Genomic DNA, 13059 nt, shown 5'->3' on the forward strand with positions numbered 1-13059 from the left:
TGCCAGCCCTGTGCGCGTAGCTCGCGGGCTCGTTCGATGGCAACGTCGCCTTCGGCCTCGTCTCCGGTCGAGGCGAAGGTGGGGATGCGGTCGCGCTGCTTGCCGCCTAGCAGCTCGTAGACCGGCACTCCCAGCGCCTTGCCCTTGATATCGTGAAGGGCGATGTCGATGGCGGAAATCGCCGCCTGCAGAACTCGTCCGCCTTCGAAGTACTGGCTGCGATAAACCTCCTGCCAGATCCGGCCCATCTGCATCGGGTCGCGGCCGATGAGAAACTCGCGATAGTGCTCAACCGCGCCGGACACCGCTTTCTCGCGACCACTCAAGCCGCTCTCACCCCAGCCGAAGATGCCTTGGTCGGTCTCGACCTTGACGAGCATCTGGTTGCGCGTTCCTACCCACACTGGATAGGGCTTGATCGCGGTGATCTTAAGCTTCGTAGTCATCCACGCCACGTTCCAAACGCATCCACCCTGTCTCAGTTGGCCTTGAGGGCCATTTCGGTTTGGCCGTCGAACAGATGCATCCGCTCCTGGTCGAACTCGAGCCAGATCTGTTCATCGGGCGCGACGGCAATGTTCGGCGGCACGCTGACGTTGACGATGGCGCCGGACAGGAACGCCTGCACGAAGGTGACGTCTCCGGTCGGCTCCACCGTGTAGGCCTTGGCCGGAATGGCACCGGGGACCGCGCTCTTGCGCAGCTTGATCGTCGAGTGACGCGCGCCGAGCACGACTTTCTTGGTCGTTGCCCTTGCGACCTTCTGGGCGTTGCGCGGCGAGAGCTCAAAGCTCCAGCCCTCCGCGCCGGTCAACACAGAGTTGCCGTTTGCCGTCGATGCCTCCAGCGGAATAAGGCTCATCGCCGGGCTGCCGATAAAGCTGGCGACGAACATGTTGACGGGATGGGCAAAGACCCGCGCCGGTGAATCGTATTGCTGCAGGTAGCCGCCGTTCATCACCGCCATCTTGTCGGCCATGGTTACGGCTTCGAGCTGGTCGTGCGTCACATAGATGATTGTCGCCTTGAGGTCTTGGTGGAAGCGCTTGATCTCCGACCGCATCTGCACGCGCAGTTTGGCGTCGAGGTTAGAGAGCGGCTCGTCCATGAGGAACACGGCGGGGTCGCGGACAAGCGCACGGCCCAGGGCCACCCGCTGCTGCTGCCCGCCCGAAAGTTCGCGTGGCTTGCGCTCGAGCAGGTGCGTCATGTCGAGCACTCGCGCCGCTTCCTTGACTTTCTTGTCGATCTCGTCCCTGGGCAGTTTGCGCATCTGCAGCGGGAACGCCAGGTTCTTGTAAACCGATTTCTGCGGATAGAGCGCGTAGTTCTGGAACACCATTGCGATGTCCCGGTCCTTGGGGTCGAGGTCATTGACCACCCGGTCCCCGATGACGATGTCGCCCGATGTGATCGGGATCAGCCCCGCGACGAGATTGAGCGTGGTTGTCTTGCCGCAGCCTGAAGGGCCGACGAGCGCAACGAACTCGCCGTCATTGACCGTCAGCGAGACGTCGTTGACAGCTTTGAAGCTGCCATAAGTCTTGACGAGATCTTTGAGGACCACGTGGGCCATCGGCAACTCCCTAGTGCTTGACCGCGCCTTCTGTAAGGGCGCGTACGAAGTATCGTTGCAGGACGAGGAACAGCACCACGACGGGCACGCTCATCATAAAGCTGGCCGCCATCAGGCCCGGAAAGTCCGTCGTATTCTCTGAGAAGAAGCGCTGGATGCCGACCGGCAGTGTCAACTGGTCGTTCTTGGTGAGGAATGTGTAGGCGTAGATGTACTCGTTCCACGCGCCGATGAACGAATAGATCGCGGTGGCGATGATCCCCGGCGTCGAGAGCGGCATCACAATCAAGATGAAGGCCTGGAACCGCGTTGCCCCATCGATGCGCGCCGCCTGCTCGAGCTGCACCGGAATGTTGTCGTAAAAGCCCTTGAGCAACCAGATCGCCAGCGGCAGGCCGAAGGTGAGATAGGTGAGAATCAGCGAGCCATGCGTGTTCATCAACCCGAGCAGGCGCATCAGGATGAACAGCGGCACGAGAAAGATCACAGCCGGGAACATGTTGCGCAGCAGCACGGCGAAGAACAGGAAGTTCCGGCCGGGGAAACTGAAGCGCGAAAACGCGTAGGCCGCAGGGACGGCGACGATCACCGAGAGGATTGTCGTGACGGTCGACACGAAAAGGCTGTTCCAGAAGAAGCGGAGGAAGTCCTGGCCGACGCTGTTCTGGGGATCGAGCAGCTTCTCGTAGCTGGCGAGGGTAGGTTCGTCCGGCCACCATTGCGGCGGGAATTGCATCGCCGCGAACCCGGACTTGATCGAGGTGATCAGCATCCAGATCATCGGCACCGCGGTGTAAAGCAGCATGAACACGAGGAAGATGCGCCCGGCCCACCGCCATGCGTCGACGCGCATGCGGCGACGGCTCAGGCCTCGAGGGGCTGTCTTGGCAGTCGTGCTCATGCGCTCCCCTCTTTCCGCTCATTGCCGCTTAGCGCACGGACGTAGAAGTAGCCGAGCGTCATCAGGATGAGGAACAGGAGCACCGAATAGGCAGATGCCACGCCCCAGCGCTGTCGCCCGAAGGCAAGCTCATAAATGTGGGTGATCCAGATATGCGATGCGTTGGAGGGCCCGCCGCCGGTCATGATCCAGGGGATGATGAAGGAATTGAAATTGGCCACCGCGAGCAGCAGGATCGTCACCGTCGAGACGTTGCGCAAGTGCGGGAACGTGACGTGCCAGAAGCGCTGCCAGGCGCTGGCGCCGTCGACCTGCGCGGCGCGCAGCAACTGCTCGGGCACGGTCTGCAGGCCGGCCATCATCATGATCATGGCAAACGGAAACTCGCGCCAGATATTGACGACGATCAGGGAAGGCAGCACCGTGCTGACGCTGTCGATAAAATTCGGCGGTCGGTCGGCCAATCCGAGGCCGACCAGCACCGCACCGATGATCCCGAAGTCCGAATGATAGATCCACTTCCAAATATAGGAGGCGGCGACCGCGCTGATGACCCAGGGAATGATCAGGATTGCGCGCAGGACACCGCGGCCGATAAAGGCGCGGTGGAGCGCCAGCGCGGTGGCAAACCCCAGGACAAAGGAGATCAAAGTGGATCCCAGTGTCCAGATCAGAGTGTTCCAGGTGACTTTCCAGAACACCTCACTGGTGAGGATGGCCGTGTAGTTGTCGAAACCTATGAAGGTCTTGTCGCGAAGTTGTAGGCCAGGCGGCGTCTTAAAGAACGACAGCTCGATCGTGTAGTAGATCGGATAGGCGATGACGATGAGCATCACGGCGATCGCAGGGAGCACGTACGCGTAGTCAGCGCGATGATCCCATATTTTCCGTAGCACGCCGGACCTACCGGATTGCAATCTTCGGCGAGCCTCGGCCTTGCCGGTCACGATCGTCACTGTGGCGCGCCCTTATTTCTTCTGAACGAACCGGCTGCACTATCGGTGCAGCCGGTCAGGCCTGGACTAGAGTCCGCCCATCAGGTCTCTTACCTTCTTGGCCGCGTCGTCCGCTGCCTGGTCGACGGTCATCGCACCGGTCAGGGCATTCTGCAGCATGTCCGGGACGATGATGTTCATGATCTCGGGGGCCTGCGGCAGCGCTGGGAACGGGATGCCATATGGTAGCATCGAGGTCGTCACATCGAGGAACTTGATGTTGTCTAGGCGTTCCTTCATCCATTTGGTCTTGAAGCCGTTAAGGTTGCCCGGGTTCGAGCCGGCGTAGGCCATCTTCAGCGACCATTCAGGGCTTGTCCACATGCAGATGATAGCCTTTGCAGCTGGCTCGTCGACCTTACCGCCCTCGACATATTCAGGCTTCAGAATGTGAATGTTCGAGCCGCCGAACACGACTGCGCGCTTGCCGTCGGGGCCAGTGGGAATCAGGCCATAACGCATGTTGTCGATGACGGTCTGCGCCTTATCCTTGTCGGCGCCCGTCGCCTTCTTCTGCAGGTCGAGCATGACGTCGTAGTCGGAAGGATGCGAGATCATCATGCCGAGCTGGCCGGCGAGGAACAGGGGCTGGTTATCGGCCTGCTGGTTGGTGAGTGCCGAAACCGGAACCGACTTGTCGCGAACATACATGTCGTACGAGGCTTGCAGCGCGGCCTTGCTCTGCGGGCTATCGAGCTTGACCTGCTCATAGGTCGGGTTCGGGGTGGCTTCGTCGAAGACGCCGCCGCCATAGGCCCACAGCTGCGGCATGAAACGGTACGGCGTATTGCCGGCATTCTTGCGAGCCACGAGGCCGTAACCGGCAATGCCGAGCTTGTCGTGGATCTGCTTGGAATACTTGACGACGTCGTCCCAGGTTGCCGGAGCCTTGTCCGGATCGAGGCCCGCACGCTTGAAGATGTCGGCGTTCCAGATGAACGCCATCGTCTCGTTGTTGGTTGGAATGCCGTAGGTCACCCCCTCCCAGGTCACGGCCTTCATCGCGCCGGGCCAGAAGTCCTCGGTGGAATACCCCACATCCTCGGGTTTGAGCGGCTCCAGATAGCCTTTTGAGGCGAACTCGGTACCACCCAGGATTTGCAGGCGGACCGCCATCGGCGCGGCATTGCCCAGGAGCGCCGTGCGGAACTTGTCAAGAAGGTCGTTATAGGTGAGGGCCTGTTCCTCGAGCTGGATGTTCGGATAGGTCTTGCGGAAGGTCTCAAAGAAATCCTTGTAGTACTGGCGCAAAAGGTCGGGGTCGCCCTCGAACACGCCCTGATACCAGAAAGTCAGTCGCCCCTTGTAGTCGAGGGGGGTGACCTTGGCGCAATCGGCCGCCGTGTCAAAATCCTGTGTGCCTGCAATGGAGCGCACATATTCCGGCGACCACTTGCTGAGGTCGACCGGCGGCGCTCCCAGCGCCGAAGTGGACATCAGCGATGCCATCAAAGCAGTGGCGACAGTGCCGCGCAGGACCGCACTGCCGAGCGTAATCCTCGTCATAGGTATCCTCCCTGTTTCTCCATGCCGCCCTGCGCCGAGGCAAAGCGGTCTAGCTCGTTCGACCGCGGGACGCCTTTCTGTTCTATGTATCCCTTCGATCATTTTGTACGTTTTCAGATCGTGGATTGCCTGTCAACGCGCTGAATCGTACATTGTTTGTGAAAACCGTGTGTGATATCGGCAGGGGTATGTATTGATTAGGGGAGCCGGCCTTGGCCGAAATAGGTGATTTTAAAGCCAAGCCACCGGTGGAGACTGACCCCATGGGGGCCTCCAGCGAAGGCGCCTCGCTTTATGAACTGATCAGGGAAGACATCATTGAGGGACGGCTCGCCGCCAACGAACGGCTTGTGGTCACCGATCTCGCCCGGCGTCACGGCACCTCGACCAACCCCGTGCGCGAGGCCCTGCAACTCTTGCGCGGGGAGGGTTTTGTCACCTTTCTCCCCAACCGCGGCGCGCGCGTCCGACCCATAGATCAGGATTTTGTCCGGGATATCTATGAAATCGGTGTTTTGATTGAGCCGGCCCTGACGCGATGGTTTGTGAATATGGCCACCGGCGAGGACATCGCCGAACTCGAACGTCTCCAAGGCCTGATTGAAGAGAACAACTTCGCCGACACCTTCAGGCACAGTGAGCTTGATACCGCTTTCCACACCGTGATGTACCAGCGGCACTATAACCGCCATGCCGCCGAACTTTGGTGGAAGCATCGCGAAGTGCTGCGAGCCGTGAGCCGGCGTTTCAATTTCACGCTCGCGCGGCGTGCCGCGATCATTCGCGAGCACCGCGAACTCATCGCGCACGTAAAAGCGGGAGAAGCCGACAAGGCGGCCGAACTCGTTTCCCGCCATGTCGAGGGTTCCGGCCGGCATATTCTCGAACAGATGCGTGCGCGCAACGCCGCTCGGGCCGGATAGGAACGAAGGTCCAGTCTCGAACATCGTTAGCCTGACCATTTCAGATAAAGGAATTGAGATGAAAATCACGAGCATTCGGCCATGGCTGATCAAGTCCGATGCTTCTTATTGGGGAGAGTTCCTGTTCGTCGAAGTGACGACCAACGAGGGGGTGAGTGGCTGGGGAGAGATCACCACCACTACAAAGCTCGCCAACCGCGCTCTCTGCACGATCCTGCGGCAGATCGGTGTCACCGTGACAGGCGAGGATCCAGCGCGTATCGAGCACCTCTGGCACAAGATTTTTCGCAGCTTCACCTACATGGGCAGCCGCGGCGCCGCCGTCGAATGCGTGAGCGCCATCGATATAGCCCTCTGGGATATCCGGGGCAAAGTCCTCGGTAAGCCGATTTACGAGCTGCTGGGCGGACCAGTACGCGATGAAATCGCGCTCTACACCCATCCCAACCAGGCCAAATTCATCAGCAAGGAGGCTGTGGTCCGCGAAATTCTAGACATCGTCGAGTCCGGACACACCGCGCTCAAGTTCGATCCGTACCCCCAGCAGGGCCGCAGCGCCGATGGCCTGCCCCGCGAACAGCGGGACGGCTACCTCGATGGCAGCATGACCCGCAAGGACGAGCGCGAAGCCGCCGAACTCACGGCTCTGATCCGCGAAACGGCGGGGCCCGATGTAGACATTCTCATCGATGCGCATGGCCGCTTCGACGTTCCCACCGCCATTCGCCTCTGTCGGAGCCTCGAGGAAGCCGGCCAGATCGATTGGTTTGAGGAGCCCTGCCCGCCCGAGAGCCTCAACGCCCTCAAGCAGGTGCGGGAAAAGGTCAGTGCCGCCATCTCGTGGGGCGAGCGCGGCCACACGAAGTGGGATTTCGTGCCGGTACTCGAGAACAGGCTCGCTGACTACATCATGCCGGACGTCACCTGGACTGGCGGCATTACCGAACTCAAGAAGATTTCTGCCCTATGCGAAGCCTACTACGTCCCGGTCTCGCCACATGACGCCGCGGGACCGATCAACGTGGTTGCGGGAGCGCAGGTGATGATGACCGTTCCTAACTTCTACAAGCTCGAAACGTCGGAGTGGAACCTGGGCAAATACGATCACCTCATCGACAGACCACTCGACAATTCGAACGGCAGCCTCAAGCTGACGTCGAAGCCTGGTCTCGGTATTGAGATGGACCGTGACTACCTGCAGGCCCACGAGATTGAGCTGGGCTAGCAACGCCCTATGCCGGCCCGGCGTGCGGGCGACAAGCCCCATCCACCAGAACGAGGATAAGTCATGGCAAAGACGGGTGGCGCCGACGAGGCGCTCAATCGGGTGAACGCGAACTCTAAGCCATCCCAGCTTCGCATCACCGACATGCGAGTAGCCGAAATCATCGGCGCGCCGTTCACCTCAACCCTGCTCAAGATTTACACCAACCAGGGCATCGTCGGACTTGGCGAGGTGCGCGACGGCGCCAGCGCCACCTACGCGCTGATGCTGAAGAGCCGGCTGCTTGGCGAGAACCCCTGCAACATCGACCGCCTGTTCCGCCGGATCAAACAGTTCGGCGGACACGGCCGGCAAGGCGGCGGCGTCTCGGCGATCGAAATCGCGTTGTGGGATCTCGCCGGCAAGGCCTATGGCGTGCCCATCTACCAGATGCTCGGCGGCAGGTTTCGGGACAAGGTGCGCCTCTATTGCGATACCGACGCTACCGTGCCGAGCGGCACCGAGACCGGCAAGCGCCTCAAGCAGCGCATGGCGCTCGGCTTCACGTTCCTCAAGATGGATCTGGGCCTGATGCAGATCGCGGATGTACCCGGTGCGGTCGTGTCTCCTGCCGGCTCACTTGAAGGGTACCGCGTCCAGCCCGGCCGCGGCCCGGTCAGGACTCTTGAAGAGCGGCGCGACCGCAACGCCGCCTACGATTTGCACAACGTCCCCCACCCGTTTACCGGCCTCCATTTTTCCGACAAGGGCCTCGACCTGCTTGAGCAGTACATTGCCGAGGTTCGCGACGTTATCGGCATGGATATTCCGCTCGCCATCGACCACGTTGGCCACATCTCGCTGCAGAACGGTATTCGCCTCGCCAGGCGGATTGAAAAATACGTGCCAGCCTGGCTCGAGGATGTGATCCCATGGCAGTACACCGAGCAGTATCGACAACTGCAGGACGCCACCACGGTGCCGATCTGCACCGGCGAGGACATCTACCTCAAGGAGGGCTTCGAACCTTTGCTCAAGAGCGGCGGCCTATCCGTTATCCACCCAGACCTGCTCACCAGCGGGGGCATTCTCGAGACCAAGAAGATCGGCGACATGGCGCAGGACCACGGCGTCGCTATGGCGATCCATATGGCAGAAAGTCCAATCGCCGCAATGGCTGCGGCACATGTCGCGACCGCGACCGAAAACTTCATGGCGCTCGAATACCACTCTGCCGATGTCGACTGGTGGGACGATATCGTCACCGGCGTTGCCAAGCCGCTCGTGAAAGACGGCTTTATCACTGTTTCCGACAAGCCGGGCCTGGGGATTGACGACGTCGTCGACGAGGTGATTTCGCAGCATCTGCAGCCGGGTGTCAGCGGCATCTGGCAGGCCACGGATCACTGGGACAACGAGTATTCCTGGGATCGCACCTGGAGCTGAGGCGAAAGAACCGAAGATGAAGATCACCGATCTCCGCTGTGCCGTCATCGGTAAACATCCCATCGTTCGTGTCGTCACCGACGAGGGCCTCTATGGCCTGGGCGAGGTCGAGTACACCAAGCCCTACCTCAAGCCCTGGGTCCTGCATTTTCGCGAGGCGCTGATCGGCGAGGACCCGACCGACGTCGAGCGCGTGATGCTGAAGATCCGCCAACGCGGCTCTTTCAAGCCATATGGCGCGGCAGTAAGCGCTATCGAGCATGCGCTGTGGGACATTGCCGGCAAGGCCGCAGGCGTGCCGGCCTACAAACTGCTCGGCGGCAAGGTGCGCGACAAGGTGCGCGTCTACAACGGCTCGATCCGCCAGAAACGCACGGGCGACCGGCCGGAGGATTACGCCGCTGACGTCAAATGGATGATGGAGCAGCCGCAGAACTTCTTCATGATCAAGCAAGGAATCTCGTTCCACTCAAACATGAAGGACACCATCGAGGGCTTCCATTACGGCGTGACGCAGAAGAAGGCCGGCTATCACGGTGCCATGGATCAAGGCGTGATCAGCGAGCGCGGTTTCAATCACATGCTCGACTGCGTGATCGCGATGAAGGAAGTGCTGGGCGACAAGGTCAGCCTGGCGCTCGACTGCGGCCCCGGCTGGATGCTGCCCGATGCGATTAAGTTTGCTCGCGCGGTCGAGAAGTACAATTTGATGTGGCTCGAGGATATGCTGACTGGCGACTATGTGCCGTGGGTCAATCCGCAGGCCTATCGGGAGCTGACCACCTCCACCTCGACGCCAATCCATACCGGCGAGCAGATCTACCTGCGCCATAATTTCAAGGAGCTGATCGAAACGCAGGCGGTCCGTATCATCGGTCCGGACCCGGCCGATATCGGTGGCATCGCCGAGCTGAAATGGGTAGCCGAGCACGCCCATATGCACTCGATCCTGATGGCGCCGCACGGCACGGCGAACGGCCTGCTCGGTCTCGGCGCGTTGATCAATGTGTGCGCCACCTTGCCCGCCAACTACATCGCCTTCGAATACCCGAGCGCCTCCGACCCCTGGTGGGAGGACCTCGTAATCGGCCTGCCGTCGCAGGTCGTGAAGGACAGCATGGTGGACCTGCTGGAAGCGCCGGGGCTGGGCCTCGATATCGACGCCGAAGCAGCCAGGAGGTACCTCAGGGAAGAGGATGCGGGCTTCTTTGACTGAATCATCCTTCTTGCTCCACCCTGCACCACGCGGACCGCGTCACGCAAATTGGCATCCGGAATGACCGTTTCGGGCCCGGTAGCGGACTGACAGCTTCGGGTCTCGAATATTCAAGAGCGGACATTCAGGTTGGTGTTGGGCATCGTCGTGATCTGACCCGGAGCTGCCATTTGCCCCTCCTCAACGCGCCCTCTCTCACTGGCACCTGACGTTGATACGGGCATAACGGCAAGGACGACTTAGCCTCCTGTTTGCGGTATAATGCTGACCAAACTTCCACCGCCTAGGGAGAAGGGCGTGGATATCGCGGCATGGCTGGCAAGCCTCGGACTGGGGGAATACGCCCCGGCCTTCCGCGACAATGACATCGATTTCGAGTTGCTGCCTAAGCTCACCACCGAGGACTTGACGGCCCTGGGCATCAGGTCCGTGGGGCATCGGCGCAAGCTGCTCAGCGCCATTTCGGCGCTCGCGGAGAATTCCTCCGCTCAGCCAGGGTCGACCCTGTCCACTCGTGAGGAGTTTGCGCAAGACGCCACCGACGACGACGTTGCAGCGCCACGAGCAGAGCGGCGGCAACTCACCGTCATGTTCGTTGACCTCGTCGGCTCGACCGCGCTGTCGCAGCGACTCGATCCTGAGGACATGCGCGAGGTGATCCTCAGCTACCAGCAGGCCGTGTCGCGCGAGATCGCGCGCTACGAGGGACGGGTCGCCAAGCTCATGGGCGACGGCGTGCTCGCCTATTTCGGCTGGCCGCGGGCGCATGAGGACGATGCCGAGCGCGCCGTGCGCGCGGGTCTCGCGGCCGCGACCGCGACCGGCCGACTGGGCGGCCCCGGCGGAGTGCCGCTCGCCGCGCGTGTCGGCATCGCCACCGGGCTGGTGATCGTCGGTGACCTGGTCGGCGAAGGCGCGGCGCAAGAGGAAGCCGTAGTCGGCGACACGCCCAATCTTGCAGCCCGGCTGCAAGCCGTCGCCGAGCCGGATTCTATAGTGGTCGCGGAGGCTACGCAAAGGTTGGTCGCCGGACTGTTCACAGCGACCGATCTTGGTGAACGGGAGCTCAAAGGCTTCACCGCTCCAGTGCGGTGCTGGCGCATCGTCGGCGAGACGGCGGCCGAGAGCCGCTTCGAAGCCCGGCACGCCGTGCTGACGCCTTTGGTCGGCCGGCACGAAGAGCTCGCCTTCCTAGCCGAACGGTGGCATCGCGCAACATCGGGACAAGGCCAGGTTCTCCTACTCACCGGCGAGGCTGGCATCGGCAAGTCTCGCCTGTTGGCCGCACTTGCCGCGCAGGTCGCCGCAGGGCCGCGTTCGGTACTGCGCTATTTCTGCTCGGCCCACTACACCAACAGCGCACTCCATCCGCTGATCTCGCATTTGGAAAGGGCGGCGGGCTTCGTGGGCGACGACAACGCCGACACGCGGTTCGACAAGCTCACGACGCTGCTTACCGGGATCGGCGCGGAGGCTGGCGAGGCCCTACCATTGCTGGCGACGCTGCTCTCGATCGATGCAAGTGGGCGTTATCGTCCGCCGAAGTTGCCGGCGCCGGCGCTCAGGGTGCGCACGCTCGCAGCCTTGACGCGGGTGGTCGAGGCGTCGGCGACGAACGCTCCAGTGCTCGTACTCGTCGAGGACGCCCATTGGATCGACCCCACGACGGCCGAATGGCTGGAAGCGCTCGTTGAGCGGCTCTCGGACCTGCCGGTCCTGCTGGTGGTCACGGCGCGGCCAGAATTCGAGCCGCGCTGGAGGGCGCTGTCGTGTGTCGACACGCTGCAACTGGGGCGGCTCGAACCATGCGATGGCACGGCGATCATGGAGCGAGTGGCGGGCGGCAAGAAGCTGCCGCGCGACATCGCGGACCGCATCCTTGCTAACACGGAGGGGGTGCCGCTGTTCGTCGAGGAGCTGACGAAGACCGTGCTCGATTCCGACCTATTGGTCGAGGCGGGCGATCGCTATTTGGCGATCGGGCCGCTGCCGGCGATCGCGATCCCGTCGACATTGCAGGACTCGCTGATGGCAAGACTCGACCGGCTGTCACCGGCGAAGGAGACGGCGCAGATCGCCGCCTGCATCGGCCGCGTTTTCCGGCACCGGCTGCTCGCCGCAGTGAGTGGCGCCGGCCGAGGCCGGCTCGACGATGCGCTCAGCCAGTTGGAACAGGCGGAGCTGCTGTTCCGCAGCGGCGCGGCGCCGGAGGCGACCTACACATTCAAGCACGCGCTGGTCTGCGACACGGCTTACCAGAGCCTGTTGAGAAGCCGGCGCCAGCAGATCCACGCGAAGATTGCCTCCGCGCTGGAAGCTGAGTTTGCCGACGTCGCCGAGACCGAACCTGAGACCGTGGCGCAGCACTATACGATCGCCGGACTGGTGGCTGAGGCCGCGTCGTGGTGGCTGAAAGCCGGGCAGCGGGCGATGACAAAGTCTGCCAACCGCGAAGCCGCGGCGCACTTCGGCAAAGGACTCGAGCTCGTTGTGACTTTGCCCGCTTCCGAGGCCCGTCTCAGACAGGAGCTGTCACTCTGGACGGCAATGGGCTCGGCGCTCATCTCCGCCAGGGGTTGGGGCGATCCCGAGGTCCTGCACTCTTTCTCGAAGGCACGGGAACTTGCCGAAAGGCTTGGCGATAAGACACAGCTGTTCGCCGCGGTCCGGGGCGAGAGCGCCTGCCGCACCATTTCGGGTCACCTGCGCGCCGCAAATGCGCTCGCCAACCAGTGCCTCACGCTCGGCATGGAACTCGCGCATGCTTCAGGCGATTCCGGCTACATGCTGGAAGCGCACCACCAGCTCTGGGGTGTCAACTTTTATCTCGGCAACTACAAGACCAGCGGGGTGCACGCCAGCCAGGGTATGGCCATCTACGACTACGAGAAGCATCGCCACCTAGCCTGGGGCTATACCGGGCATGATCCAGGCGTTTGCTGCCGGTCGTTCTCCGCACAGATGCTCTGCATTTGCGGCAAGCCGGATAAGGGGGTTCAGCAGTCAAGAGAAGCAGTCGCCCTCGCCGAGCGCGATTCGCACCCTGTTAGCCTGGCCCAGGCGCAGATGGCGCTCAGCGTCGTCCATCTCATGCGACGGGAGCCGCATGACGGGCGACTCTGGGCCGAAAAGGCGATCGCCGTATGCACCGAGTTCGCCATGCCCCTGCTGCTTGGGCAGGCTCGCGTGTTCTTCGGCTGGGCGCTCGGTGGTTTGGGGCAGTTGGACGAAGGCATTCGCCAGATGCGCGACGGGATCGCGGCGATCGCCGCGACCGGCGCCGACATGGGGA

At 62.0% G+C, this 13059-nt stretch carries 9 protein-coding genes and 1 pseudogene; 5 read left to right on the plus strand and 5 right to left on the minus strand.

Annotation, left to right across the window (positions count from 1 at the left end; all coding sequences use genetic code 11):
* The 5 genes and pseudogenes from EOA86_RS00740 to EOA86_RS00760 all read right to left on the minus strand — a co-directional run.
* Nucleotides 1-446, minus strand: a pseudogene (locus EOA86_RS00740) (mandelate racemase/muconate lactonizing enzyme family protein); the annotation flags it as partial.
* Between the two features lie 32 nt (nt 447-478).
* Nucleotides 479-1576, minus strand: coding sequence for an ABC transporter ATP-binding protein (locus EOA86_RS00745; RefSeq protein ID WP_095518399.1), 1098 nt, complete (start codon nt 1574-1576; stop codon nt 479-481).
* A gap of 10 nt (nt 1577-1586) precedes the next feature.
* Entirely contained in the window at nt 1587-2477 is an 891-nt protein-coding gene (locus tag EOA86_RS00750; RefSeq protein ID WP_128340426.1) for a carbohydrate ABC transporter permease, read from the minus strand.
* Entirely contained in the window at nt 2474-3433 is a 960-nt protein-coding gene (locus EOA86_RS00755) for a sugar ABC transporter permease (RefSeq protein WP_095518397.1), read from the minus strand. Before EOA86_RS00755 ends, EOA86_RS00750 begins: the two co-directional genes overlap by 4 nt.
* Nucleotides 3434-3499: 66 nt before the next feature.
* On the minus strand, nt 3500-4978 hold the full coding sequence (locus EOA86_RS00760; RefSeq protein WP_127208933.1) for a sugar ABC transporter substrate-binding protein: 1479 nt from the start codon (nt 4976-4978) through the stop codon (nt 3500-3502).
* A 212-nt stretch (nt 4979-5190) separates the two neighbouring features.
* Here EOA86_RS00760 and EOA86_RS00765 point away from each other — a divergent pair, with 212 nt between their 5' ends.
* The 5 genes from EOA86_RS00765 to EOA86_RS00785 all read left to right on the plus strand — a co-directional run.
* Nucleotides 5191-5901 carry a GntR family transcriptional regulator gene (locus tag EOA86_RS00765; RefSeq protein WP_128340427.1) on the plus strand — a complete coding sequence of 237 codons (711 nt, stop codon included), beginning with the start codon at nt 5191-5193 and terminating at the stop codon, nt 5899-5901.
* 58 nt (nt 5902-5959) lie between these two features.
* Entirely contained in the window at nt 5960-7126 is a 1167-nt protein-coding gene (locus EOA86_RS00770) for a mandelate racemase/muconate lactonizing enzyme family protein (protein WP_128340436.1), read from the plus strand.
* Between the two features lie 63 nt (nt 7127-7189).
* The gene (locus EOA86_RS00775) at nt 7190-8551 is read left to right on the plus strand and encodes a mandelate racemase/muconate lactonizing enzyme family protein (RefSeq protein WP_128340428.1); all 1362 of its coding nucleotides are present in this window, start codon (nt 7190-7192) and stop codon (nt 8549-8551) included.
* A 16-nt stretch (nt 8552-8567) separates the two neighbouring features.
* The gene (locus EOA86_RS00780) at nt 8568-9767 is read left to right on the plus strand and encodes a mandelate racemase/muconate lactonizing enzyme family protein (protein WP_128340429.1); all 1200 of its coding nucleotides are present in this window, start codon (nt 8568-8570) and stop codon (nt 9765-9767) included.
* Between the two features lie 297 nt (nt 9768-10064).
* Nucleotides 10065-13059, plus strand: a 2995-nt coding sequence (locus EOA86_RS00785) for an AAA family ATPase (protein ID WP_206629938.1), incomplete at its 3' end; no start/stop codon positions are given.

The organism is Mesorhizobium sp. M5C.F.Ca.IN.020.32.2.1, assembly GCF_004023105.1.
In the GTDB taxonomy this organism is placed as follows: Bacteria; Pseudomonadota; Alphaproteobacteria; order Rhizobiales; family Rhizobiaceae; genus Mesorhizobium; species Mesorhizobium wenxiniae.

Excerpts from the sequence above, each read along its gene's own strand:
- EOA86_RS00745 (WP_095518399.1), bottom strand. The coding sequence starts at position 1,576 with ATGGCCCACGTGGTCCTCAAAGATCTCGTCAAGACTTATGGCAGCTTC.
- EOA86_RS00750 (WP_128340426.1), bottom strand. The coding sequence starts at position 2,477 with ATGAGCACGACTGCCAAGACAGCCCCTCGAGGCCTGAGCCGTCGCCGC.
- EOA86_RS00760 (WP_127208933.1), bottom strand. The coding sequence starts at position 4,978 with ATGACGAGGATTACGCTCGGCAGTGCGGTCCTGCGCGGCACTGTCGCC.
- EOA86_RS00770 (WP_128340436.1), top strand. The coding sequence starts at position 5,960 with ATGAAAATCACGAGCATTCGGCCATGGCTGATCAAGTCCGATGCTTCT.
- EOA86_RS00775 (WP_128340428.1), top strand. The coding sequence starts at position 7,190 with ATGGCAAAGACGGGTGGCGCCGACGAGGCGCTCAATCGGGTGAACGCG.
- EOA86_RS00780 (WP_128340429.1), top strand. The coding sequence starts at position 8,568 with ATGAAGATCACCGATCTCCGCTGTGCCGTCATCGGTAAACATCCCATC.